Annotated in this window: 20 protein-coding genes; 2 read left to right on the top strand and 18 right to left on the bottom strand. The window is 31.2% G+C overall.

The window, feature by feature from the left end; genetic code table 11:
* Nucleotides 1-13: 13 nt before the first annotated feature.
* The 4 genes from EHE19_RS10035 to yneA all read right to left on the bottom strand — a co-directional run bounded on the left by EHE19_RS10035 (nt 14) and on the right by yneA (nt 4,649).
* Nucleotides 14-676: a hydrogenase gene (locus EHE19_RS10035; protein ID WP_137696067.1), complete on the bottom strand. Its 663-nt coding sequence runs from the start codon at nt 674-676 to the stop codon at nt 14-16.
* A gap of 154 nt (nt 677-830) precedes the next feature.
* Nucleotides 831-1,769 (bottom strand): respiratory chain complex I subunit 1 family protein, encoded by a 939-nt coding sequence (locus EHE19_RS10040; RefSeq protein WP_137696066.1) that lies wholly within the window; start codon nt 1,767-1,769, stop codon nt 831-833.
* A gap of 142 nt (nt 1,770-1,911) precedes the next feature.
* Nucleotides 1,912-3,978 carry a proton-conducting transporter transmembrane domain-containing protein gene (locus EHE19_RS10045; RefSeq protein ID WP_137696065.1) on the bottom strand — a complete coding sequence of 689 codons (2,067 nt, stop codon included), beginning with the start codon at nt 3,976-3,978 and terminating at the stop codon, nt 1,912-1,914.
* Nucleotides 3,979-4,349: 371 nt separating this feature from the next.
* Nucleotides 4,350-4,649 carry a cell division suppressor protein YneA gene (gene yneA / locus EHE19_RS10050; protein ID WP_137696064.1) on the bottom strand — a complete coding sequence of 100 codons (300 nt, stop codon included), beginning with the start codon at nt 4,647-4,649 and terminating at the stop codon, nt 4,350-4,352.
* A gap of 352 nt (nt 4,650-5,001) precedes the next feature.
* Here yneA and lexA point away from each other — a divergent pair, with 352 nt between their 5' ends.
* Nucleotides 5,002-5,655 (top strand): transcriptional repressor LexA, encoded by a 654-nt coding sequence (gene lexA / locus EHE19_RS10055; RefSeq protein ID WP_137696063.1) that lies wholly within the window; start codon nt 5,002-5,004, stop codon nt 5,653-5,655.
* A gap of 177 nt (nt 5,656-5,832) precedes the next feature.
* Here lexA and hfq read toward each other — a convergent pair whose 3' ends face one another.
* From hfq to EHE19_RS10090, 7 genes are all read right to left on the bottom strand, one after another.
* Nucleotides 5,833-6,075 carry an RNA chaperone Hfq gene (hfq, locus tag EHE19_RS10060; RefSeq protein WP_137696062.1) on the bottom strand — a complete coding sequence of 81 codons (243 nt, stop codon included), beginning with the start codon at nt 6,073-6,075 and terminating at the stop codon, nt 5,833-5,835.
* Nucleotides 6,076-6,720: 645 nt separating this feature from the next.
* Nucleotides 6,721-7,650: a tRNA (adenosine(37)-N6)-dimethylallyltransferase MiaA gene (miaA, locus tag EHE19_RS10065; protein ID WP_137696061.1), complete on the bottom strand. Its 930-nt coding sequence runs from the start codon at nt 7,648-7,650 to the stop codon at nt 6,721-6,723.
* Between the two features lie 200 nt (nt 7,651-7,850).
* Complete coding sequence (gene mutL, locus EHE19_RS10070; protein WP_137696060.1) at nt 7,851-10,211, bottom strand: DNA mismatch repair endonuclease MutL; 2,361 nt, start codon at nt 10,209-10,211, stop codon at nt 7,851-7,853.
* A 243-nt stretch (nt 10,212-10,454) separates the two neighbouring features.
* Nucleotides 10,455-13,070, bottom strand: coding sequence for a DNA mismatch repair protein MutS (gene mutS / locus EHE19_RS10075; protein ID WP_137696059.1), 2,616 nt, complete (start codon nt 13,068-13,070; stop codon nt 10,455-10,457).
* Between the two features lie 282 nt (nt 13,071-13,352).
* Nucleotides 13,353-13,739: a YlbF/YmcA family competence regulator gene (locus EHE19_RS10080; RefSeq protein ID WP_137696058.1), complete on the bottom strand. Its 387-nt coding sequence runs from the start codon at nt 13,737-13,739 to the stop codon at nt 13,353-13,355.
* Nucleotides 13,740-14,054: 315 nt separating this feature from the next.
* Nucleotides 14,055-15,488: a tRNA (N6-isopentenyl adenosine(37)-C2)-methylthiotransferase MiaB gene (miaB, locus tag EHE19_RS10085; protein ID WP_137696057.1), complete on the bottom strand. Its 1,434-nt coding sequence runs from the start codon at nt 15,486-15,488 to the stop codon at nt 14,055-14,057.
* A 216-nt stretch (nt 15,489-15,704) separates the two neighbouring features.
* Nucleotides 15,705-16,214 carry a GNAT family N-acetyltransferase gene (locus EHE19_RS10090; protein WP_137696056.1) on the bottom strand — a complete coding sequence of 170 codons (510 nt, stop codon included), beginning with the start codon at nt 16,212-16,214 and terminating at the stop codon, nt 15,705-15,707.
* A 516-nt stretch (nt 16,215-16,730) separates the two neighbouring features.
* Between EHE19_RS10090 and EHE19_RS10095 the strand changes: the two genes are divergently transcribed.
* Complete coding sequence (locus EHE19_RS10095; RefSeq protein WP_137696055.1) at nt 16,731-17,168, top strand: PaaI family thioesterase; 438 nt, start codon at nt 16,731-16,733, stop codon at nt 17,166-17,168.
* A gap of 521 nt (nt 17,169-17,689) precedes the next feature.
* On the opposite strand, the gene EHE19_RS10100 is transcribed toward EHE19_RS10095, so the two are convergent.
* The 7 genes from EHE19_RS10100 to rpsO form a co-directional block, all read right to left on the bottom strand.
* A complete protein-coding gene (locus tag EHE19_RS10100) occupies nt 17,690-17,917 on the bottom strand; it encodes a YlzJ-like family protein (protein WP_137696054.1) in 228 nt (75 codons plus the stop codon).
* A complete protein-coding gene (locus EHE19_RS10105) occupies nt 17,914-18,645 on the bottom strand; it encodes a ClpP family protease (protein WP_425314311.1) in 732 nt (243 codons plus the stop codon). Before EHE19_RS10105 ends, EHE19_RS10100 begins: the two co-directional genes overlap by 4 nt.
* A 420-nt stretch (nt 18,646-19,065) precedes the next feature.
* Nucleotides 19,066-19,656 carry a dipicolinate synthase subunit B gene (locus EHE19_RS10110; protein WP_137696052.1) on the bottom strand — a complete coding sequence of 197 codons (591 nt, stop codon included), beginning with the start codon at nt 19,654-19,656 and terminating at the stop codon, nt 19,066-19,068.
* A 2-nt stretch (nt 19,657-19,658) separates the two neighbouring features.
* A complete protein-coding gene (gene dpsA / locus EHE19_RS10115; RefSeq protein WP_137696051.1) occupies nt 19,659-20,531 on the bottom strand; it encodes a dipicolinate synthase subunit DpsA in 873 nt (290 codons plus the stop codon).
* 1,401 nt (nt 20,532-21,932) lie between these two features.
* On the bottom strand, nt 21,933-23,174 hold the full coding sequence (locus EHE19_RS10120) for a M16 family metallopeptidase (RefSeq protein ID WP_137696050.1): 1,242 nt from the start codon (nt 23,172-23,174) through the stop codon (nt 21,933-21,935).
* A 165-nt stretch (nt 23,175-23,339) separates the two neighbouring features.
* Entirely contained in the window at nt 23,340-25,436 is a 2,097-nt protein-coding gene (locus tag EHE19_RS10125) for a polyribonucleotide nucleotidyltransferase (RefSeq protein WP_137696049.1), read from the bottom strand.
* A gap of 274 nt (nt 25,437-25,710) precedes the next feature.
* Nucleotides 25,711-25,974 carry a 30S ribosomal protein S15 gene (rpsO, locus tag EHE19_RS10130; RefSeq protein WP_137696048.1) on the bottom strand — a complete coding sequence of 88 codons (264 nt, stop codon included), beginning with the start codon at nt 25,972-25,974 and terminating at the stop codon, nt 25,711-25,713.
* Nucleotides 25,975-26,409 lie beyond the last annotated feature (435 nt).

Below are 26,409 nucleotides of genomic sequence, written 5' to 3' on the forward strand. Positions count from 1 at the left end.
CCCATTTTTAAGGCTAACCTTTTAAATTCTTTAGCTTATTAATATCTATTGATTCAAATGTATCATTAATCTTAAACACAAATATACCCATTATCAGAAAAGCTGTAAGTAGGTCAAAAAACAGCCCAAATTCAACAAACATTGGCATACCTTCTGTAGTCAACATGGCAGCTAAAAACATACCATTTTCTATAACTAAGAATCCAACAATCTGACCAATTGCCTTTTTTCTGCTTATCATAAAAAACAATCCTATCATAACAACTGACATTGAATATATCAAATAATTCTTGGTATCTAGATTTGTAATTCCTTCAATACTATATATCACATACCAGCTAAGCACGACTAACCCGCCACAAATAAGCATTGAAATAGGAATATTAATGAAAAAGTCTTTTTCAACTGTATATTCTACCTTTTGTGATGTCCTTTTTAAAACCATTGGAATTAAAATTACTTTAAACAAAACTATTAATAAAAATATTATAAAAACTTCGTCAAACTTCTTATGTACAAGCATACCGCGAATTGATACTAAAAGTGATATTGAAGCAAGCAGTAATGATTGAAACCTAAAAGTTGATATATAGGAATTTTGTCTCTTATTTGCAATTAAAACAAATGAAGAAATCAATATTAATATTGATAAAAGGTTTAAAGCATTGTTGTACATAATAATCATCCACGTCCTTTTTATAGATATTACAATACTGCAAAAAATACTTTTGTCTTAGCGCTTGAAAATGCACTATGTAAGTACAAACTTTATTTTCATTCTGAGCAAATATTATACTTAAACTACTGGTGATAACCTTTTACACTAATTCTTATTTTAGAATAAAACTAGTTAAAAAGCCTAAAACAGATACTATAAAAGCTATTGCTGCAAAATTAGGAATACTGTACAATCGAAGTTTCACAGTATTTAATTCAACAAGTGCAACTAGTATAGTAATCACAAATATCTTTAACAAGTAGATTCCAAATCCCAAAAATATATTTGCTACATTAAATCCTACAGGAATTAGAATATTAGCCATAAATGTCATAAAAACAAGCTGCTTAATATGTGTTCCCAACTCAATAAAAGCAAGGTGCCTTCCCGAATATTCAAGTACCATTGCTTCATGTACCATTGTAAGTTCTAAATGAGTAGAAGGATCATCGACTGGAATTCTAGAAGATTCAGCTATTAAAACCATTAACATACTAACAAACAATAATAGATTAATTGGCGTAAAAGCTAATTCCGTATGATTTACCATATAATTATATATTGATGAAACATTTGTGGATGCAATATCAGTTCTTGCACTTACAGTAATAATTATAATAAATAATGCAGGTTCTGCCAATGCAGAGACCAGCATTTCTCTACTACTGCCCATTCCACCAAATGCACTACCAGTATCTAGGCCTGCTAATGCCATAAACACACGACCTGCAACAAATAAATATACAATAATTAATAAATCTGTATAGAATGTAAATCCTACAAGCTGATTTACTAATGGCAAGCAAAGTAAGGCTGTTAATGATGTTACAAAATATATATATGGAGCTACATTGTAAATCCATGATGAAGTATTTGAAACTACTAAATCTTTTTTAAATAGTTTAATCAAATTATAATATGGCTGAAAAATTGACGGTCCTATCTTATGCTGTGCTTTAGCCTTCAATACTTTAATAACACCAGTAAAAATTGGTGCAATCAATAATATTATTATAATTTGAACAATTAATTTTAATATTGAAGTAATCATAAATATGTCCATGTCTCACATTTTATTAAACAACATAGTACATTACATGGACTGGGCACCTCCTATATAGATATTTGCATTTATTGCATCCTTTTATATTAAGAATAAGTTTAAGTAAAAGGATGCAGACAATAAACTTTAATTACGCCATAAATGAATAGTAAAGTAACATTAATACTAAAATACTGAAGAAATAAAGCAAATAAGTATGTATGCTACCAGTTTGTATTTTAAATCTATAATTCCTGGAAAAATTAATTATGAACTTTATAATTGGAACATAGAAATATTTCTCAAATACCTTTTCAGTTGACATGGTGTATATTCCTTTCTTTATGTAATAAGGGCCATGTCCTTCTGTAATAACTAAATCCCTATTGGGTTTAAATATTCCTCTTAGGATAATTCTGATCGATTTTGAAAAGCCTGTTGCTGAATACTGCATTTTAGGAGTAATTTTTGTAAATCCACAATCCCATGTATTATAGCGTTCCACAGAAGTTCTTTTTCGTAATGAATACACTATTAGTATAACAATGCTAGACAATACAAATATTAAAATTGATAATAACCCAACAGATATATCTAGCTTATTCTCACCTATAGGATAATGTACAAACTTCGTCAATGACCAATCAGTAGATAATAGCTTTAAATTTAAAAACTCATAACTTATATTATCTATTATGCTGATTGTATACTTTGAAAAAATACCCAAAGCCAAACAAAGACAAGATGAAATACCAAGAGCCACTAACATTGGCTTTTCTGGTTCTTTCACATTCTCAGCATTACTAGTTCTAGGCATACCTAAAAAAGAAATACCAAACATCTTTACAAAACAAAAAGCAACTAAAGCACCTGTCAAAGATAAAGCAGCTGCTACAATCATAAACAAAATAATTATAGATGAATTATTAGCAAACCAAACGATACTATTTATAATAGTTTGGAAAATAATAAATTCACTTATAAAGCCATTAAAAGGAGGTACAGCAGAAATAGTCAAACATCCTATAAATATAAAGATTGATGCAATTGGCATCTTCTTTATTAATCCGCCTAACTTCTCCATATCTTTGGTATGAGCACTATATTGTATCGCTCCAGCACCCATAAATAATAAAGATTTAAAAACTGCATGATTTAAAGTATGTAAAAGTGTAGCTGTCAATGCCATTACAAGTAAAAAGGAATTATCAGCAGCTCTAGAAATAAGAAACATACCAATTCCACAGAATATTAGCCCCATATTTTCAATACTCGAATAAGCCAGTAACCTTTTAATATTTATAGTAGATGCAACTGAATATGCAATTCCAAATATTGCTGAAGCAGAGCCAACTATTAACGTTATAACTCCCCACCACATTGGATTATCTGGTAATAAGTCCAAAATGACTCTTAGCAAACCATATACAGACATTTTTATCATTACACCTGACATTAATGCCGATATGTTACTAGGCGCAACAGGGTGAGCATATGGCAGCCAAATATGCATTGGTATTATTCCTGCTTTAGTTCCAAAACCTATAAGTAAAAATATAAATATTAAATTTGCATAGTTACTTGGAATTGAGGTATTGGCAATATTAGAAAAATCAAAGCTAAAACTTTTTGTAAAATATGCCATTAAACCAAAAGCTGCAGTTATAAAGGCTGTTCCTGCATATGTCATTATAATATATATTCTGCTAGCCCTTTGGACTTCTTTTTTTTCACTTTCATAATTAACCAAAAAGTATGAAACCAAGGACATAATTTCCCAAAATACTAAAAATAAAAGCAAGTTACTGCTTGATACTAAAAGAATCATGGAAATAATAAAGAGATTATATAAAAGTCCAAATATAGAAATATTTCTTTTAAAAAAGTAATGAGACATATATGTATATGAAAACAAAGAAACTATAAATGAAATAATTGCGATGACTAAAATAAAAAAAGCAGCTAAATTATCAATTTTAAAGCTAATTGTAAGAAACGGGATATTATTTGAATATTTAAATTCTAAAGGTGTGTCCTTCAAAATTAATAATTTATAAGTCATTAATATGCTTAAAAATCCACTAGCAATCATTGCACATGTATTAGATAATCTATTAGATAATTTGGGTATCGAGAACGTAAATAAAGAAGAGAGTCCACCAATTAAATATATTAACACGCATATGATAAAAAAAATAATTATATTATTTGCTGTCATGAAACGAAACCTCCAAGCAAAGCAACTAAGTTCTTTTCTAGCACAGCATATATAATACTACCCCATTCTGTAAATGTCAAATATTCAGCTACTTTAATCCTGATATAAAATTTTATATCATTACTATTCAGGCTTTAACAATACAATAAACAGAAACAATAAACTACTTAAATAGTACGGACGCAGCAATATATATCTATTGCTTGTTCACGAATTTGCAGCTGAAATAATTACGGTGAATAAACAAGTACTTCCGCCGACCATATTACCAAGGCATCCTGTCTCGGGTTAAGACTCACAGCTACTGACCTTAGCTGTGTCGGCTAATACTTGTTCTTCACATAATATTTCTAAAATTCTAAACTTAAAGTTCATTCTATACTAGTATCATCAGAAGGAATTAAAATTGCAGTATTTTCAAGTATAAGGCTTGACTCTAAATTGTTAATTTTCTTCAAATTATATATATATTCTCTAATGTTTTGGTTGCTTCCATATTTTTCAGCTATAGACCAAAGAGTATCCCCTGAATTAACTATTATAGACTGATACTGAGGTTCTTTATATCCTGAAACTGCATTTGTATAAATCAATATAAATGTAATAAGTGATAGTATAAATATAAAGCTAAAAAATCTTTTTTTGTTTTTTAAGATATATTTTTTCTTCATTTTAACCACTCCAAACATATGTTCTATACTAAATACATGATACAGAACATGTGTTCTCTTGTCAATAGTTTTAGAAATTTTTATAAGATTTTTTCGAACATTAGTTTGATTTCATAATTTATTGTGTTATACTTGTTATAAAGTTCATTATCTGCAAATATTAAAATACAACTACGCTTATTTAATTACTTAACCTTCGATTTGAAGATATTGAAATTTATCAGTGGAAATCAGGTATTACAATTGAATATTAAACATAAAATTATGTGCAGATTAATGCAGATCAATAAAGAGAAGTTTCTTTGTAAAGAATTTATTATAATTTTGCCCAAAGTGGGTGTGGGAGGTTATTATGTCAAAGAAAAGTTCAGATAAACAACAAGAAATACTTGAATACGTATCAAAATGTGTTAATGAAAATGGATATCCACCATCAGTTAGAGAAATATGCGCTGCTGTTGGTTTCAAGTCTACCTCTACTGTCCATGCATATCTTCAAAAGTTAACTGATAGCGGTGTTCTGCAAAAGAACCCAACAAAACCTAGAGCCATTAAAATTGTAGACAATTCAAATTTACAAGTAAAAGAATCTACTGAAAATTATAATAAAGGCTTTTATACTTCCCGTGAGATGGTTGATGTACCTATAGTGGGTAAAGTTGCTGCTGGTCAACCCATTTTGGCTGTTGAAAATATCACAGACACTTTTCCTCTTCCAGTTGATTTTGTTCAAAATGGTGATGCTTTCATGCTGAGAGTACAAGGCGACAGTATGATTGAAGCTGGTATATTAAATAATGATTTAGTTTTAGTTAGACAGCAATCTTCAGCAAATAATGGTGATATTGTTGTAGCATTACTTGGAGACGAAGCTACTTGTAAGACTTTTTTCAAGGAGAAAGATCATATCCGTTTGCAGCCTGAAAATAGCAGTATGGAACCCATTATTGTAAGAGATAATTTTTCTATTTTAGGTAAGGTAATTGGAGTATTTAGACGCATGTAAAAATAAAGCTGTCACAAAATTAGCATACTACTTTGATTGCTTTCTTTTGTGACAGCACTATTTTTATATTATTCAGCTCAATCTATTTCACAAATTAGTTAAATTAACTTTAATTTTATTCACTGCAATTATATTTATATACAAAAATTGAGTTTTTATCTATACATAAATTAAGACTTACTCTTTTATTTGTTCATTAAATATTAAGTTTACCATTTTCATAGGAGTTATTGTAGATATTGCATGCTTATAAACCAACTGCTGCTTCCCATCGCTATCTAAAACAACAGTAAAGTTATCAAAGCCCTTAACCATTCCTTTTAGCTGAAATCCGTTTGTTAAGTATATCGTAACAGCTATATGCTCTTTCCTGACCTGATTCAAAAAAATGTCCTGCAAGTTAATCGTACTTTTTACCAAAGTATCCACTCCTTTGTTTTATATATTAGTTTCATATAGTATCCATACTCTGTAATAATAAGCAAACTGCAATAAGCGGAAGCATGGATTAATGATTTTTTATTAATGCTTAAGCCTTTATCTATGTAGTATACATAGCGTAAGGCATGCAATCTGTTTTCAACTATTCAATGTTTCATTATTACTTCAGCAAAATAAGAAACTTAAGTTTTAAATTTTTATCGATTTTAATTTCTGTAAATTTTAATTTCGATAGATTTTATTTTTCTATCAATGCAATTGAGAAAATATCATAATCATTTTACTAGAATATTCCAGCATTTGCAATAAGAATATTGTACTAGCTAAATCCAAACACAAGTTAGAAAGCATCATAATTCTTTATTTCTTTATCTGCATACAATGCTGGTAATAATCCGGGTAATATGTATTAAAACATTCCTAGATATTAAACTCCAACTACATAGTTGGAAACTGTAGCAGAAATTGCCCTGTGAATCGAAAATATTTAACTAAGACTCCAACTATATAGTTAGGAAATAACTTAAAGTGCACAATGTACTACCCAACCATACATCTGAGTTATTATAGCATTAAACCATTGATAATTTCCTGCACCGATAGACTTTTATTTGTGAAGCTAATTCAATTTGTACAAATGTAATTTGAAACGTCTTCAATAATATTATGATTATTTCCATAATCATCTATATTAAACCATTTGATGTCTTTAATTCTTCTAAACCAAGTTAATTGTCTTTTAGCATATCTTCTCGAATCTCGTTTTATAATTTCAACTGCTTCTTCCAAACTATTTTTACCTTCTAGATAAGCTAATATCTCTTTATATCCAATTCCCTGCATAGCTGTTATTGATTCAGAAAAACCATTATCAACAAGGGCTTTAACCTCTTCAACAAGTCCATTTTTCAGCATTATATCTACTCTCTTATTTATTCTTTCATACAAATACTGCCTATCCATTGTTAAGCCAATTAGCATGAATTTATATTTTGGTGGTACTCTTTTTGACATTTCATTATGATAGGAAATAGGCTTTTGAGTCTGGTAATAAACCTCTAAAGCACGTATAACACGTTTTACATTATTGGGATGAATATTTTTTGCTGCCTCTTCATCAACCTGCTTTAGCTTATCATGTAAATACTCAGCCCCAAATTCTTCAGCTTCTTTTTTTAATTTTTCACGAAGTTCCCAATCACACTGGCTTTCACTAAAATTAATATTATCTATAAGTGAACTAATGTATAGTCCTGTACCACCAACAATAATTGGTAGTTTGCCCTTAGCTATAATTTCTTCAATATATTTTTCAGCTAGTTCTTTGAATTTCACGACATTAAATTCTTCATTAGGTAATACCTCATCAATCAAATAATGCTTAATTCCTTGCATTTCATCTGTAGTTGGCTTTGCTGTGCCAATATCCATATGTTTATATATTTGCATCGAATCTGCTGATATTATTTCTCCATTCAATTTTTTAGCAAGTTCAATTGATAAGTTAGTTTTACCAGAAGCAGTAGGTCCTACAATTACAATTACACGGTTCATAAATATGTCCATGCCCAACACTTCACACAAGAATATCAAATAAATGGTTCTTCTTTTACAGAAATGTTTTGGGCTAAGAAAACTCCTTTTCTATTTATAATTTATTCAAATATGTTTAGTAATCCCTATATTTTTATCAGAAAACAGAAACTTTGTCATGATGATTGTAAAAAATTTTATTTCATCATATAATCCTTTAATTATATAATCCTTTTAAACATTTTTTCTATTTCATATTTTGTTAAGCGTACTATTGTGGGACGGCCATGGGGGCAAGTATACCTCCTGCCTGTGTTAGCCAGTTCAGTCAATAGCTGATGAACTTCTTTATCATCAAGCTTCTTGTTTGCTTTTATTGCCGCTTTACACGCTATGGTGTGAATCATTTCGTCTGCAACTGGCGTATTAACAGGCTTAACAGACTCCTGAATTTTATCGGCTAATTCCAGAAATATCTCTTTTGGTGAATATCCCTCCATTAGATATGGTATACCCCTTAATATAATTGAATTGTTTCCAAAATCCTCAAAAACAAAACCTATTTTATTAAACAGTTCAATATTAGATTTTATTGATTCAAGTTCAAAGGCTTGAAGCTGAATTACAACAGGTTCAAGCAACAATTGAGTTGTATTTTCCTGTGTCTCAAATTTAGTTTTTAGCTTTTCAAATATTATTCTTTCATGTGCAGCATGCTGATCAACCAAAACTAGTTCATTACCATTTTGAAGTATTATGTAGGTTGAAAAAGCTTGTCCTATATATTTCATATCTGCTAACTCAAGCTGTGTTTTTTCAGAGTCAGAATCAGATAAAGTATCAGTATTATATGTTTCTTCATTATATGTTTTTTTAATATATGTTTTTTTAATGTCATCTCTGATTTCAGAATTATAATCTTTATGCTCTTTTTCTATGGAAACTAAAGAATTAGTTCTGTCATTTTCGGTTAATAAGCTTTGATTAGAATTATCTTTCGAAGTAATATCAGATATCCCATCTGTATTATTTTCAGCTTCACTTTTTAAATCCTTACATACTAATGTATCTATAGAATTGTAACTGTTTTTATCACAATTTTCTGAAATTTTATTATCATTACAGGTCATATCTTGATTAACATTGTAATTACCAGAGATATATTGCGAAGCATTAGCAATTATTTCTCTATGACCAGCGTTTTCTTTTTCGGTACTTTCAGACACATCCTTTACATTTTTTATTATATCCTTCTTTGCCAGAGGCTCTAAAGCTTTAGTAAACATCCTTATTTCATGAGATTTGTCTATAACATTATTTGAAATGTCATTTAAAGCCGCAGCTTTTTCTTTTGGCGCAGCAAACTCACTATACTGTGGCTGAATATACTTTTTTTGTTCAATTGCAGGTGTGTCTGTTGAAATTTGAGGCTTTGATTGAGTTGCTATGGTACCTGCAGTAAAATCATCAGCCTCATTCATAGTATACTTTTGTTTTATAAGCTGTTCCTGTATATATTCCTTTTTAGTATATGTAATTTTTATTTTAAACAGTTCTCTGTCCTTTGCAGGCACTGAAACAGGATTAAATAAGCTGCTTGAGTTAAGTGCCTTTGAAACTGCCATATATATTGCTCTTGATAAATAACTTTCATCTGCAAACCTTACGTCCATTTTTGCAGGATGTACATTTGCATCAACTAACCCAGGATTAAGTTCAATATTCAAAACGAAAAATGGAAATTTATTTTTCATAAGAATACTGGAATATGCTTGTTCTACCGCATATGAAACCGTTCTGCTTTTAACATATCGTTTATTTATATAAAGTGATTGATAATTTCTGTTAGCTCTAGCTGACTCAGGTTTTCCCACATAACCAGAAATTTTAAATCTTTCGTCTTGATAATCAACCTCTAAGAGTTCCTTTAAAATTTCTTTTCCGTATACGCTAAAAATTGCACTTTTTAAATCATTATTTCCTGGGGTATGAACCAAGGTTGATTTTCCGCTTGTTAATTTAAAAGCTATATTAGGATTTCCTAACGCTATTCTAGAAATAGTATCAGATATATACGTAGCTTCAGTGGAATCCTTTTTTAAAAATTTATATCTTGCTGGTGTGTTAAAAAACAAATCCTTTACAATAAAGGTTGTGCCGACAGGACATCCTGTCTGCCTTACTTCTTTAAAAACACCGCCAACAACATGAACGTACATTCCATAAGTGCTGCTTGCAGTTTTAGTTTGTAGTTCTACAGAAGAAACGGCAGCAATACTTGCTAATGCTTCTCCCCTAAAACCCATTGTAATTATAGAATCTAAATCTTCCGCCCTTTTAATTTTACTAGTAGCATGTCTCTCAAAAGCAATTTCAACATCATCCTCATCCATACCGCTGCCATTATCAGTAACCTTAATGTAGGATATTCCACCATTCTTAATATCTACTGAAATACTTGTTGCACCGGCATCAATAGAATTCTCAACTAACTCTTTAATAACAGAAGCCGGCCTTTCAACCACTTCTCCTGCTGCTATTTTATTTGATGTATTTTCATCCAGCACAATAATCTTTCCCACTAATGTCACCCTTTCTGTATAGCGATACTAGAACGCAGATTGTAGAAATTTTCACTACTTAAGCGGTGTTTGAATGAGGCGCGAAGGTATTCTCATAATCTGAAAACCAAAATGCTATGCGCCACATATAAATGTAGATTACAATTCCCTGCCTCATTAAACGCATGGATTCAATAGTAAATTTCTCTATTGCAGAAAAACTTAATTTTCTTTAGCGGCTTTTCAATGAGGCGCAAGGATTTGTTATGCATTCATCTTCCTCTGCAAATCGTACAAAATATTCATTGCATCAATAGGCGTTAATCTAGATAAGTCAATTTTCTTTATTTCCTCTAACACTTCATTATTCTGTGATGCTTTTGCCGCAGCTGCAAACAAGTCCATCTGACCCTCAAACTGCTTTTTTGTCTTATGGTGTCTTCCATTTTTGTTAACATCAGCTGCGTCTAACTCAATTAGTATTTCTTTAGCTCTGTCTATTACTTCTAAAGGAACACCAGCAAGCCTTGCAACCTGAATTCCATAGCTGCCGTCAGCACCGCCTCTGATAATCTTACGAAGAAATATAACATCCTCGCCCTTTTCCTTTACTGTAATGCAATAATTTTTAATGCCAGATAGCTTCCCTTCCAGTTCAGTTAATTCATGGTAGTGGGTTGCAAAAAGTGTCCTGCACCCTAATTTTTCTTTGTTTACTATATATTCTATAACAGCCCATGCAATACTGAGTCCATCAAAGGTGCTGGTTCCTCTTCCTATTTCATCAAGTATAAGCAGACTATTCTTAGTTGCATTCTTTAGAATATTTGCAACTTCAGACATTTCAACCATAAATGTACTTTGACCAGAAGCCAAATCATCAGAAGCTCCTACTCTTGTAAATATTCTATCCACTAAACCTATTTTAGCAGTAGTTGCAGGCACAAAGCTTCCAATTTGTGCCATGAGCACAATTAAAGCTGTCTGTCTCATATAAGTGGACTTTCCTGCCATGTTTGGGCCTGTGATAATGGCAAGTCTGTCATCTTCCTTATCTAGCACTGTGTCATTGGGCACAAAGCTACTTTTATCAACCATTTTTTCAACCACAGGATGCCTGCCGTCAACAATTTGTATTTCATCACCGTCAGTTACTTCAGGCATACAATAATTCTCTCTGTCTGCAACTTCGGCTAAGGATGCTAGTGCATCAAGCTCAGCTAATGCCTTTGCTGTCAATTTGATTCTTGTTATTTGGGCAGCTATAGCTTCTTTGATCTCAACAAATAAGTTGTATTCAAGCTGAACTATTTTTTCCTCTGCACCTAGAATTGTTTCTTCTATCTCCTTTAACTCAGGAGTTATATATCTTTCACAGTTTGCAAGAGTTTGCTTGCGAATATACTCCGCTGGTACTAGCGAAAAATATGATTTTGTTACTTCTATAAAATAACCAAAAACCTTATTAAATCCAACCTTAAGGTTCTTGATACCTGTCTTTTCTCTTTCAGCAGCTTCTATAGCAGCTATCCAGTCCTTACCTTGTGTAGATGCTGTTCTTAGCTTGTCCACTTCATCATTGTAGCCAGCTTTAATTATGCCACCCTCTTTAATTGTGATGGGCGGTTCGTCTATTATAGAAGCTTCTATCAAATTTCTGACATCATCAAGAGAATCTAATTGTTCAAAGCAGTATTTGTTATAAGGTGCTTCGAAATCCTTCAAAATATCCTTTATGTAAGGAATCTGATTTATTGAATTTTTAAGAGCAATCAGATCTCTGCAATTTACGCTGCCAAGTACTACTTTGCCCATTAGCCTCTCTATATCGTATACTCTTTTCAAGAGTTCTCTGGTTTCAACACGTGCCATAAATTTATTCTTGAATTCATCAACTGCATTTAAGCGCAGCTTTATATCTTCTAAATTTACAAGAGGCTGTTCAATCCATTTTCTAATAAGCCTACCGCCCATAGAAGTCATGGTTTTATCAAGCACCCACAGTAATGAACCCTTTTTTGACTTTTCTCTCATGGTTTCAGTTAACTCTAAGTTTCTGCGTGTAGCAGCATCTAAAACCATATATTCCTCAATGTTGTATGAATTAAAATTCTGTATATGACTAAGACTTACCTTTTGAGTTGTTACTAAGTATCTTAATAAAGCACCAGAAGCATTTACAGAAATATCATACTCGGTTAAATTCACTTTAAAATCAGTAAAATGGGACTTTAGAATTTCGTTTGATGATCCGTATTCAAACAAGCTGTCTTCCAATTCTGTTATGTATATATTAAATCTTACATTTATTTGGGCTAAAAATTCAGTATCCTTATTAAACTCACTGTTTACAACCAATTCAGAAGGTAAATATTTAGCTATTTCATCAAGAAGCTTGCCTTTGGTATTTCCCCAAGTAATTCTAGTAGCATTAAATTCACCGGTAGTTATATCAACAGCAGCTATCCCATAAAAATTCCCATTTTTACATATTGACATAAGATAATTATTTTTTCTGTCATCAAGCATTGCAATATCTGTAACAGTACCTGGTGTTACTACCTTGATTACATCTCTTTTAACTAGACCCTTTGCAACAGAAGCATCTTCTACCTGTTCACATATAGCAACCTTAAAGCCCTTTGAAATAAGCCTTGCCACATAGCCATCTGCTGAATGAAAAGGGACACCGCACATGGGAGCCCTTTCATCTAAACCACAATCTTTTCCTGTCAAAGTTATTTCTAGTTCTCTTGATGCTATCTCTGCATCAGAAAAGAACATTTCATAGAAATCCCCTAACCGAAAAAATAAAATACAATCCTTATATTGTTCTTTTATATCAAGATACTGTTGCATCATCGGAGTAACAGTAGCCATAAAACCCCACCTATCTCGTAAAGTATATGATGTAATGAGAATTTTTTTAAACAGTAAAATTTTATTTTGATTCTTGGCGTTATAATGAGGCAAAAAATGTACTACACTTTATAAGTGATAAATACCGTTTTGCTTCAGTCGACGAGAATATCTCCGTAGCTCATTGAAACACCACTTGAGTAATTATTTTTCTTAATTCGAAAAATTTCATCGAAAATTTTCATCTAAAAAATTCATCGAAAATTTCAATCGAAAACTCAATTTTGAATTAAGGTGCTTTTATTAACCTTTACAGCCGCCACCACAGGTTTTGCATTTATCATCTGTGCAGCCACTTTCACCTGTTATTGAGTAGACAATAATATCATTTACTTTTTTCATTAATGCCTCTAAATTTGCCTTTGAAACAAGATAATTATTAGTTATTTCATAATCATTAATTTCCTGCTGCTTTTCCAATAATTTTATTTTAGCTTTGTCAATTGCCTCTGCTCCTGCGTTTTCACGTGTAGCCTTAACCATTTCTATTTGAAGCTGCTTATATTCCTTCATAAGTTTATTTGACTTTTCGTCTGCTTTCATTGCCGCTTCAGCGCTGTTATATGCTTTCATTTCCTTTGACTCTGCCATCATTAATCCAAGTTCTCTTGCCTTTTCTGTAATATCCATTATGATCACCTTTCTATTTCCATTTTAAGGATTATTTTTATTATTCTTATATTATTAATTCAACTTTACATTGATAAGTTTAACACCTACGCTTTTTAAGCTGATATTAACTTTAATATTTTATGAAAATACTTCATAAACTTCGTACATAGTTCTATATGTTGAATAAGTCAAATTTCCATATAGACAATATTATTTCAAACTGAACTTTACTTATAAGTTACTCCTTTGAAAGCCAATTGATTCTTTAAAAAATTGAAATTTAACATTGAACAGTTATTTCAATATATTCTTATTTAAAATAATCTTTTTTAACTAATCAAGGGTTCCATTTAACGACCATGTCTGTATTCCATCAATTCTGACCTTTATCAGCTTTCCAACTAAATCAGGACTTCCTTTAAAATTAACAATTTTATTTTGTCTTGTTCTGCCAGTATAAGTGGTTTTGCTGTTTTTACTAAGCCCCTCTACAAGTACTTCCACTTCTTTTCCCAGAAGTTCATTATTAATCTGAAGACTTATGGAATTTTGTAACTCCAATAATCTATCAAATCTATCTTTCATAACCTCTTCAGGAACTTGATTTGGATTCTTTGCTGCCGGCGTACCAGTCCTCTTTGAGTATAGGAAAGTATATGCCATATCATATTTTGCCTTAGAAACAACATCTAATGTTTCTGCAAAGTCCTCTTCAGTTTCGCCAGGAAATCCAACTATAATATCAGTAGTCAAGCCAATATCAGGTATATGCTCTTTAACCTTTGCAATTAAACTCAAATACTGTTCTTTTGAATATTTTCTATTCATGTCCTCAAGAATTTTAGAACTTCCAGCCTGAACAGGCAAATGTAAATGCTCGCAAACCTTTTCACAGTCACGAATGGCATAAATCAAATCATCTGATAAGTCTTTAGGATGAGAAGTCATAAATCTGATTCGTTCGATACCATCAATTTTATTTAACTCCCTTAATAGGTTGGCAAAGGTGTAATCTCCTTCTAAATCCTTACCATAGGAATTTACATTTTGACCTAATAAAGTTATTTCTTTACATCCATCCTCAGCCAATTTTATTACTTCGTTTCTTATTTCATCAATTCCCCTGCTGCGTTCTCTTCCTCTGACATATGGCACAATACAATAGGAGCAGAAATTATTACAGCCATACATAACAGTTACCCAAGCTTTGAGTTTATCTTTTCTGCTAATAGGCATGTTTTCAGCAATTGAACCTGTTGAATCCCAAACATCAATAACCATTTTATCAGACGCAATTGCAGTATTGAGTAATTCAGGAAGTTTATATAAATTGTGTGTGCCGAATATTATGTCAACATGTCGGTACACCTTTTTTATATGCGCAACAACTTCTGGCTGCTGCATCATACAGCCGCATATAGCAATAATAAGATTTGGATTTACTTCTTTCAACTTTTTTAAAGCTCCTAGATGTCCATAAACCTTTTGCTCGGCATTTTCGCGAACACAACAAGTGTTGAATATAATTAAGTCACTGTCTGAACGATCATCACATTCAGAATATCCCATTTCGGAAAGCATTCCTGCAAGACGTTCCGAATCATTTTCATTCATTTGACAACCAAAAGTTTCAATGTTGTATCTAATTGGTTTACCTAACTTTATAGTTAAATCTTGTACATATTGCTTAATAGCTTCTATATATTTGTACTGCGCGTTAATTTCTTCTGCAGATACTTTTGTTGTAACTCTTTTTCCTTCGCTCAAAACTATTCCTCCATAGTTTAACGTTAATTAAATAATATCATAACATACAGAAGCTATTATAACATAAAATCATGTAATTTAAATATTATTATTATTTTACCAACTTAATTTAATATATTAATAAAAATCCTCTAAAAAATACCCAATATATGTAAATGGGATAATTTTTATCCTTTCTTGCGCACTTAACACATAATGGGATTGAGTTGACTTTCTTTATAAATACATTTTATATTTTTCTAAAAGAACCTCAACTCCAGCATATACAAAAGTACTTACCTCATTGGTAGTAAGAAATCCATATTTTTTATAAAAGTTAACAGCTCTATAGTTTTCTTTAATAACCCATAAATAGCAGCTTTTGCAGCCATGCTGCTTTAACCTGTTTATTGCAAATCTGGTCAATTCATAACCTTGCTTTTTCGACCAGTATTCAGGTAATACATACAATGAAATAATCTCGCCTTCATCACAATTTGGGCAATCTAGCTTTGTCATTTCTTTTCCATAGCTAATTGTACCAGTAATCCTTCCATCTTGCTCAAAAACTGCAGCTTCATGAATATTATGTTCAATTACTCTTGTAAATAGTTCTACCCAGCCGTCATCTGAAATATTATTAAGATATTCTATTGGAATAAATTTATCATATGCGCCTTTCCATGTTCTAGCATGTACATAGCTCATTGCTTCTACATCGTGAATACTTGCTAAACGTACGCCCATAGTTATTTCACCCCTCAATACTCCATCTGTTGTTAAACTTATCAGACAATAAAGGTAATATTTATTAAAGTATATATATTTTAACATTAGTTTCATATTGTTCCTAGTTAAAATATATTTGCTTTTAATTATTATCAATCTACGATTACTATTTCGCTTTATAAATTAACTCATAACAGAATTGGATTTATTTTCTTTTTGGTATATAATTATTTCTATCCTATTTCTAACCTCAATGCTTTTAATTATAAATTATTATTTGGAGTAATTTATAAGACATTCAATTTAATTGGTTTAAATCATTTTACTAATTTATTTTGAACAGAGTTTTTAGGAGTACGTCGTAATACTTGCTAGGCGAGTACAACTTAGTAAAATGGGATAAAATGTGACCGCCAGCAATTATCATGGCCGTATTTTAGTACTGCCTTAAATTAACCATTGACACGATAGATTTATTATATGAATCGAGTTGTGTTACTTATAATATTAATAATAAATTATAAGGAGAAAACTATGGAAAAAGATATTAAAAAGTTCTTTGAAAAAGACAGATTTGCTCATTATGTTGGAATTGAACTTGTAAAAGTCGAATCAGGCTATGCTGTTACCAGCCTAAAATTAGAAGATAAACATTTGAATGGCATGAATTCTGTTCAAGGAGGTGCTATATTTACTTTGGCAGATTTTGCTTTTGCCGCAGCAACAAACTCTAATGGACTTGCTACTGTAGGAATCAATTGCAGTATCACTTACTTTAAGGCTCCACAAGGAAAAGTTATTACAGCCTATGCTAAAGAGACCTCTGCTGAAAAGAAAATTTGCGGCTGCGATGTTGAGGTTCTAGATGAGGATGGAACACTTGTAGCAAAATTTAGCGGAACTGGATATAGAATTAATAAAACTATTGATTTTAAAGAAGGAACATTAAAAAATATTGCTTCTAAAAGCTGAAGCTTCCCACGACAAATCGGTGGAAATAATATGTTTAAGCAATGGTGGAATTTTTCAGCTAAGCAAAGTATGAATATCCTTTACAATTAGGTCAGTTTTCTATGAATCTATTCCCTCAAACAATGCTCTAAAAAGTAACAAATGCTTGTAAAATTATTAGTTCCACTATAGTTGTCCCGTCCCTTCGGATACTTATAGTGGAACTTTTTTTCTTCTAATGATGCTTCTCCATTACTCTTTACTAATACTCTATTCCATAGTAAAGAATCTGTTTGAATTTAATAGTTTCAAGTAAAATTTATTACTAATATTTTTTAGTAACAAACAAATAAATACCTTTCTTCAAATAATCAAATATTATAACCACATACTACCAAGGTATTGCAAAAACTAGTTACCTCACTGATTTAATATCAAACAATTACAAAAGCATGTAATAGTTTTTTGATAGTAGTTATCCTCAAAATTTAATATAATATTGATAAATTAAAGTTCTTCATGCTATGTTAAATAACTGATGTTTAGGGATTATACTGTACTGTAGAGCCAGGCTGCAACTTAGGATTTAGAAAGTCTTTAGGATTTGTACTCAATATTCTCTCTATCCTTAATTCTGAATTATTTGTCCTAGAAACCTGTACCATGACTCCATCAACATTCATTTCACAAAAGTTAGTATTTGTAGAAAGTCCATCAATACCTCGGTCTCCAAAAACAAAACTTGTATCATAAATAGAATAAAATATCATTGTATAAGACCTCCTGAAGTAGAATCGGCCTTTTTCTTTTTATTTTCTTCTATTAGTTCATTAAGTTTTGCAATTGCATCTGACAAACCGCCAACAGCATCAATTAAGCCCGTTTGAACAGCTTCCTCACCAAACAAAACAACACCAACATCATTGGCTAATTCTCCTGTTTTTAGCATAAGTTCCTTAAATTTTTCTTTTGTAATCTTTGAATGACTGCATACAAACTTGACAACTCTCTCCTGCATCTTATTAAAATACTCGTATGTTTGAGGAACTCCTATAACCATGCCATTAAGCCTAATAGGATGTATTGTCATCGTTGCTGAACTTGCTATAAAACAGTAATCAGCTGAAACTGCCATAGGAACTCCGATACTGTGTCCACCACCTAATACTATAGAAACTGTAGGCTTAGATAAACTTGCTATCATTTCTGATATTGCCAGCCCTGCCTCAACATCTCCCCCCACAGTATTTAGTACCAATAATAAACCTTCAATTTGCTTACTTTCTTCAATAGCAACCAGCTGAGGAATAACATGCTCATACTTTGTAGTCTTATTATGTGGTGGCAAAAGAATATGTCCTTCAATTTGTCCTATTATAGACAAACAATGTATATTACTTTCTTCATGAGGTAAATTTGTTGTACCTAATTCCTTTATTTGTTCAATTTCACTATTTTCTTTTTCATTTTCTTCATGCTGTGTATCTGATGTTTGTATATTATTATTCAATTTATTTGTACCTCTTTTTTATTTTTTATAGTTATTTATCTTATTAAAATTTTGCTTTTATATTATGCTACTAAGGTTACTTTGCTATTCAAGTTGAACTATATACAAAGTAATGTTAGCTAAAAATGATATCAATGCTTGATTTTCTGCTATAATGTATATCAAAATATAAATCTTAAAAGTAATAGCATTTCATTATATTAGTATATATTTTTTATCAAAATAAATACACAAAAGACATGTTAAAAATACTTATTTTAATTATGATATCATTACAAAATTACACGATTTCCACTAAAGCAAATAGTTCTTCCAATAAAAATAGCCTATATTCTTAAATACATATATTACATGTGTATTAGATATAAGCTTTTTATTTAATCTAAAACAATTTAAAATTATTAATTATTAGATATTTTTACCAATAAGTACTGGCTGCATTTGAATACTTTGTAATGCATTTTGAACTGCAAACAAAATCTGATCAAAATCTGCAACTAAAGAGGTACATTTTTTTATTGGATCATCCTGACCAAATGGAACCATATATATATTTTTCATATTAAGTAAAGTTCCTATATTTTTAGCATTTGCGCCTAACCCGTCATTTGTTGAAACTGCTACAACAACAGGACGCATATTTCTTAAGTGTGCTTTACATGCCATAGTAACTGGTCCATCTGTTATTGCATTTGCTATTTTGGCTATAGTATTACCTGTGCATGGTGCAATTACTAATATATCTAGTAAACCTTTAGGACCTATTGGCTCAGCCTCAACAATTGAATTAATAGGTTTCTTGCCAGTTATTTGTATTAATTTTTTTTTCAAATCTTCTGCTGTTCCAAATCTTGTATCAAATTTATCTACAGATTCAGAAATAATAGGTACGACATCTGCACCTTCTTTTACTAAAACTTCAATTTGTGGAATCACTTTAGAAAAGGTGCAAAATGAACCTGTAATTGCAAATCCAACTCTTACTCCTTCAAGTAGCATTGCTATACCCCCAACTCTTCGATAATATTGTAAGCGGTGTCCTTAATAAATTCTGCAGCTGTTACAGGAGCAACTTTACCTGGAAGTGAGAGCGCCCATATTGCTTTTAAGCCAAGTTCCTTAGCTTTTTCAAAATCTACCCCACCTGGTTTTGAAGCTAAATCTATAATTAAACAATTAGGGTTTAAAGCTTTTAATATTTCATTATTTAATATAATAGATGGTATAGTATTGAAAAGAACATTTATTGATTTAACAGTATTAGCTAACTCACTTAATAGTACTGGCTTATAGCCATAGTTTCTTATCCAGGCCAAATCAGAGTATTTTCTTGCTTCTACATATACATTTGCCCCCATTCCTGTTAGTACTTTAGCTAAAGTTTTGCCTATTCTGCCAAAGCCAAGTATTAGAGCATTGCTATTATGTAAAGTAGTGGGCATTTCTTCTAATGCGATTTGAATTGCTCCCTCTGCTGTTGGAATTGCATTTAACACTGCCATTTCTTCTCTTTCCAATAAATCAACTGTATAAACATTATAAACCTGTGCCATATGGCTGATTTTCTCACTTATTCGTCCAGCTATAAACAATTGGTTCTTGTTTATACATTTAAATACTTCGTTAATATATATTTTATCCGTATGAAATGGTGCATTTATAAATACATTATCATTTGAAAATGGTATAGGTCCAATTACAACATCAGTATCGTTAATTGCATCCGAAATAGTATTACTTTGTTTTAATTTTATTTCGAAGCCTGCATTACTAAAGCCATATATATTAACAGATTTGCCTTCAGCAGCAATCAACTCAGCCAATTTTACACTTCTTAAGTCTCCACCTATAATGCTAAATTTTTTGTCTCCCACTTAAAGTCCTCCTCATCTTATAATTTGCTCTAGAAAATTTGCTTCGCTCAGTGCTTTAGTATAACCTCAATTTCTTAGTTGGTTTGGAACCAATCCAATTTCCTTTCGTATAAACGTTTTGTGTTTGCCCTGCTCCATTCTTAATGCTATTCACTCTTTGTAAATAATGCAAAATAGTAATTTTTCGAATAGTAAAAAAATTTCATTACATATGTGGTATTTTATTGAAGCCTTAAAATATTTGCATCACATTACAACTAGTGACTTCAAAAATAGTTTTAAAGCTACTTATGATAGTGAAAAGCGTTTTCTTGCCTCGCTATAATACCTAAATTCAGTATGTATTTTTTCGATTGTAGAAAACTTTCATTACATTTACGGTATTTCATCGAGGCATTAAGATCTCTGCACCACATTAAAACTAAGTAGCTTCTAAAATACTTCTAAAGCAACTTATAAAGTTGGAAAGTATTTTCTGGCCTCGCTATAATACCTAAATTCAGTATGTATTTTTTCGGTTGTAGAAAACTTTCATTACATTTACGGTATTTCATCGAGGCATTAAAATCTCTGCACCACATTAAAACTAAGTAGCTTCTAAAGTACTTCTAAAGCAACTTATAAAGTTGGAAAGTATTTTCTGGCCTCGCTATAATACCTAAATTCAGTATGTATTTTTTCGATTGTAGAAAACTTTCATTACATTTACGGTATTTCATCGAGGCATTAAAATCTCTGCACCACATTAAAACTAAGTAGCTTCTAAAGCTACTTATAGTAGTGGAAATCGTTTTCTTGCCTCAATATAATTAAATTTATACCAATTATGACGACTAATATATCTTATGTACTTATTAAATACCAAGTGCCTGTACAAGTTTTATATCACCTATATTTAAAATAAGATTTTTTGATTTAAAGAATAATTTTTATAGAATAATTTAATTACGTCGGCGACGAAGTGTAAATTAAGAAGAGAGATATTTCATAGCTTTAATATAAAAGTCATATCCAAACTTTTAGAAATGCGGGAAGTTTTATTGTATTTTTATATAAAAGGGGTTATTAAAAAAACATTTTATATACTTATGTCTTGTTGCAAAAAATAGTACGCGAGTGCAATATATATATAATTGCGATGCTCGGTTAGAAATTGATGCTAAAAAAGTAGGTGAAGAACAAGTATTGTATCCGACACAGCATTAGTCAGTAGCTGTGAGTATTAACTCGAGACAGGGTGCCTTGTTAATACGGTCGGCGGAATTGCTTGTTCTTCACCGCTATTATTTCAGTGTCAATTTCGTGAGTAAGCAATATATATTGCTACGTCTGTACTATTTGTCAGTTTACTGTTGATTATATTTTTCCTTATTTTGAATCAACCTCTTAAATGTCTATACTTTATAAAACTATTTCATTTTTTAGATTGCCTACTGCCGATAAGCTAATCCTTCCATTTTTAAATATGCTTTCAATAATTTCATATACATCATCAATTTTAATGTTATCCATCTTTGAAATTACTTCCTCAGGAGTTTCAATTTTTTTAAGCATTAATTCAGACTTGCCTATACTGTTCATTCTGCTTCCAATACTCTCTAGTCCCAATAGATAACTGCCCTTTAATTGCTCTTTTGACTTATCTAGTTCATCTTGTGTTATACCATTTTTGATCAATAGTTTAATTTCTTTTTTTGTAAGGTCAATAACTTTTTGTAAATATTCTGGATTCATACCGGCATAAATCATAAATAGCCCTGCACCCATATATGTTGATGGATATGAATATATTGAGTAAACTAGTCCTTTTTTTTCTCTAATATTTTGAAATAGTCTAGAACTCATACCACCACCAAATATGTTATTTAGAGCAAGCAAAGGATATATTCTGTCATCTCCATGCTGCACTCCATCTAATCCCATACATAAGTGTACCTGTTCTGTTTCTTTACGACGAATATCTACATCTACTAAATAATCTACAGGAGAGTAATTTAAATTAAACTGTTTATCATATTTCCAGTCGCCAAAATATTTTGTAACATAATCTACCAATTGGCCTTCATCAAAATTACCAGCAACAGAAATAACAGTGTTATATGGGGTGTAATAATCATTCATATACTGCTTAATCATTTTTTTATTAAATTTATTTATACAGTTTTGAGTTCCAAGTATAGGATAACCTAAAGAATTTCCACGCCAAACCATTTCTGAAAATATATCATGTACTAACTCCTCAGGAGTATCCTCATACATGCTAATTTCTTCAATTACTACTTTCTTCTCAGTATTTATATCCGAATTATCAAATTTTGAATTAAAATACATATCAGACAATACATCTAAAGCAATATTAAGATGAGTGTCAAGTGTCTTTGTATAGTAGCAAGTACACTCCTTACCAGTAAAAGCATTTATTTGTCCGCCTATAGCATCAATAGTAGCTGCTATTTCTCGTGCTGAACGATTTATTGTTCCTTTGAAAAGCATATGTTCAATAAAATGTGAAATTCCATTGTTATTTAAATTTTCACTTCTAGAACCAGTCCCAACCCATATTCCAACAGATACAGATCTCACATATGGAATGTTTTCATATACAAGTCGTACTCCATTATCTAATACTTTCTTTTTGAACATTTAATCCTCCGTAGTTCTATTTTTTATTACACTTTCTATTTGTCAAGCTTTTCAATCAAGCAATGTATAAACACTGTCCTTGTAAAGGAGATGTGTTTAATAATAATTGGGGCGTAAACAACAGTCTACGCCCAATAATAGATAGTATAAAAATAACCTTAAAATCTAGTTGTTTTCTGATAAAGCGTCTTTGTGAGAAAGATTGATTCTTCCCTGCTTATCTATTTCCATTACCTTAACAAGCAATTCATCACCTATATTTACAACATCTTCAACTTTATCAACTCTCTTAGAATCAAGCTTTGAAATATGAACAAGCCCATCTTTTCCCGGCAGTATTTCAACAAAGGCACCAAAAGTAGTAATTCTTACAACTTTTCCCATGTATATCTCACCAGGTTCAATATCCTTTGCAATACCCTGTATTATTCTCAATGCCTTTTGTGCTGCATCAGCATCAGATGTTAGTATATATACTCTGCCATCATCTTCAATATCAATTTTAACACCAGTTTCTGCAATGATTTTGTTAATCATTTTTCCACTAGGTCCAATAACATCTCTAATTTTCTCAGGATTTATATAAGTTGTAATAATTTTTGGAGCATATTGAGATAACTCTTTTTTAGGAGCAGGAATAGCCTTCAAAATAACATCATTAATTATCTGCAGACGTCCTTTCCTAGTAAGTTCAAAAGCTTGGCGAATTATTTCGTAGCTTAATCCGTCAACTTTTATATCCATTTGTATTGAAGTAATTCCTTCAGTTGTTCCTGCAACCTTGAAATCCATATCTCCAAAGAAATCCTCTATACCTTGGATATCCATAAATGTAACAAAATTATCTGGATTGTCTTCATCAGTAACTAATCCAGCAGAAATACCTGCAACTGGTGCTTTTATAGGAACACCTGCATCCATTAACGCTAATGTACTTCCGCAAACACTTCCTTGTGAAGTAGATCCATTTGACATTAAGACCTCAGAAACTAGTCTGAAAGCATAAGGAAATTCTTTTTCAGATGGAAGTACTGGAACCAAGGATCTTTCTGCTAATGCACCATGCCCTATTTCTCTACGTCCAGGTCCTCTTGAAGTCTTTGCTTCTCCAACACTATAGCCTGGGAAATTATAATGATGCATGTATCTCTTTGTTTCTTCTGTATCTATACCATCCATCTTCTGAACATCACCCATTGCTCCAAGGGTACAAGTAGTTAATACTTGTGTTTGACCCCTTTGGAATAGACCTGAACCATGAGTTCTTGGAAGTATACCTACTTCAGCACTTAGTGGTCTAATTTCATCAAGGCGTCTTCCATCGACACGTCTTCCTTCTTTTAAAATATATTCACGTACTACTTTCTTTTGAAGCTTGTACATACATTCATTTATTTTAGCCTGCATATCAGGATATTGTTCAGCAAGAGCAGCTTGAATTTCTTCTGTTAAAGCTGTTACTTTTAAATCTCTTTCCTGCTTATCAACTGCTAACACAGCTGTACGCATTTTTTCATAACCCAATTCCATTACAACTGCAAATAAATCTTCAGGTACTGCTGCTGACTCATATTGGAATTTTGGCTTACCTACTTCTTTTACTATATTATCAATAAATTCACAAATTTCCTTAATTACTTCATGACCTTTTTTGCAAGCATCAAGCATTACATCATCAGGAACCATTTCTGCTCCTGCTTCAATCATAACAATTTTTTCCTTTGAGGCTGCAAGTGTAACATACATTTTGCTCTTTTCACGCTGTTCTTCATTTGGATTAATAATTACTTCACCGTCTATTAATCCTAAAACAATACCAGCAGTTGGTCCATTAAAAGGTATATCAGATATACATAATGCTATTGAAGCACCAATCATAGATGCTACTTCAGGCGAATTGTCCTGTTCAACTGACATAACAGTACTAATGACAGTTACATCATTTCTTAAATCCTTTGGAAATAGTGGTCTGATTTGTCGGTCAATTACTCTTGATGTAAGAATAGCCTTATCTGTAGGCTTTCCTTCTCTTTTTGTGAAACCACCAGGAATCTTACCTACTGAATATAATCGTTCTTCATAATCAACACTAAGTGGAAAGAAATCAATACCTTCTCTTGGTGCCTGTGACGCTGTAGCAGTACATAATACTACTGTATCACCATATTTTACAAGTGCCGCTCCATTTGCTAATTGAGCTAACTTTCCTGTTTCAACAGTAAGGGTTCTTCCAGCTAGTTCCATACTAAATGTTCTAAACATGTTACTCCTCCTATGTTTTATAGTTCTTATAAGCTATTTAAAAACTATAGACATGTAGCATGTAGATTCTGCGTCAAATCGAAATTTGGCGTACAATCTACCTTCTACCGTCCATAGTTATATGCTGTTATACTTTAGTCTTGTTAGTATTATTTCAATAATCTGCTTATCTTATAATTTTGAATTTTATTAAATATTTCCACATACACAAAACCCTTATTATAACATAGAGCATTAAAATAGGCAAGCTGTAAGCCTGCCTACTTCAAAATCATTATTTTCTTAGACCTAGCTTTTCATTAATTGCACGATATCTTTCAATATCAGTTTTCATAAGATAGTTCTGTAAACCTCTTCTAGCACCAACCATCTTAAGAAGACCTCTTCTTGAATGGTGATCCTTCTTGTGAATTCTCAAGTGTTCATTGAGGTGGTTGATTCTTTCTGTAAGAATAGCAATCTGAACCTCTGGTGAACCAGTATCACCTTCGTGCAACTGATACTTTGCAATAATTTCTTGTTTTGTTTCCTTAACCATGTTTTACCTCCAAAATAATAATATTTTAATCGCCATAAACCAGGTAATTGGACGGAGAACCCAAAAACGTAGTTTATGGTTAAAGCACTAAGAAATAATATTAAATGTATAAGGATTTAACATATTCCTAATGCAATTTGTACTCAAGTATCTTAGCACATTTTTTGATTATTGTAAATAAATAGTTTTATTAAAATTTAGAAGCAACGCAATAATTACCACTTGATATTGCAGTTATTTTAGTAAAAAACTAATTTTAATTCTACCACACTAAAAGATTTTTATGTGCTAAGTTCAAGTTATTATATAGTACCATTTTATTTCTAATTATATTATTGTTTGTATATTATTGTTTGTATATTATTGTTTGTAAATTATTGTTATTAAATACCTGTTTGTATATTATTGCCTTTTTGTAAATATATTTGTAAAAGT

This window comes from Ruminiclostridium herbifermentans (assembly GCF_005473905.2).
GTDB lineage: Bacteria > Bacillota > Clostridia > Acetivibrionales > DSM-1351 > Ruminiclostridium > Ruminiclostridium herbifermentans.

Coding starts and splice junctions, on each gene's coding strand:
- EHE19_RS10040 (WP_137696066.1), bottom strand. CDS start 1,769: ATGATTACTTCAATATTAAAATTAATTGTTCAAATTATAATAATATTA.
- lexA (WP_137696063.1), top strand. CDS start 5,002: ATGTCAAAGAAAAGTTCAGATAAACAACAAGAAATACTTGAATACGTA.
- EHE19_RS10125 (WP_137696049.1), bottom strand. CDS start 25,436: ATGTTTAGAACATTTAGTATGGAACTAGCTGGAAGAACCCTTACTGTT.
- yneA (WP_137696064.1), bottom strand. CDS start 4,649: ATGAAGAAAAAATATATCTTAAAAAACAAAAAAAGATTTTTTAGCTTT.
- EHE19_RS10110 (WP_137696052.1), bottom strand. CDS start 19,656: ATGCTACTTGAAGGAGTAAGAGTTGGATTTGCAATTACAGGTTCATTT.
- EHE19_RS10095 (WP_137696055.1), top strand. CDS start 16,731: ATGGAAAAAGATATTAAAAAGTTCTTTGAAAAAGACAGATTTGCTCAT.
- EHE19_RS10120 (WP_137696050.1), bottom strand. CDS start 23,174: ATGTTCAAAAAGAAAGTATTAGATAATGGAGTACGACTTGTATATGAA.
- rpsO (WP_137696048.1), bottom strand. CDS start 25,974: ATGGTTAAGGAAACAAAACAAGAAATTATTGCAAAGTATCAGTTGCAC.
- EHE19_RS10090 (WP_137696056.1), bottom strand. CDS start 16,214: ATGGGCGTACGTTTAGCAAGTATTCACGATGTAGAAGCAATGAGCTAT.
- EHE19_RS10035 (WP_137696067.1), bottom strand. CDS start 676: ATGTACAACAATGCTTTAAACCTTTTATCAATATTAATATTGATTTCT.
- EHE19_RS10080 (WP_137696058.1), bottom strand. CDS start 13,739: ATGGATATTACAGAAAAGGCAAGAGAACTTGGATTAATGATGGCAGAG.
- EHE19_RS10045 (WP_137696065.1), bottom strand. CDS start 3,978: ATGACAGCAAATAATATAATTATTTTTTTTATCATATGCGTGTTAATA.
- EHE19_RS10100 (WP_137696054.1), bottom strand. CDS start 17,917: ATGATATTTTATTCTATTTATGATACAAGTTTTGTTTTTGGAGACCGA.
- mutS (WP_137696059.1), bottom strand. CDS start 13,070: ATGGCTACTGTTACTCCGATGATGCAACAGTATCTTGATATAAAAGAA.
- miaA (WP_137696061.1), bottom strand. CDS start 7,650: ATGAACCGTGTAATTGTAATTGTAGGACCTACTGCTTCTGGTAAAACT.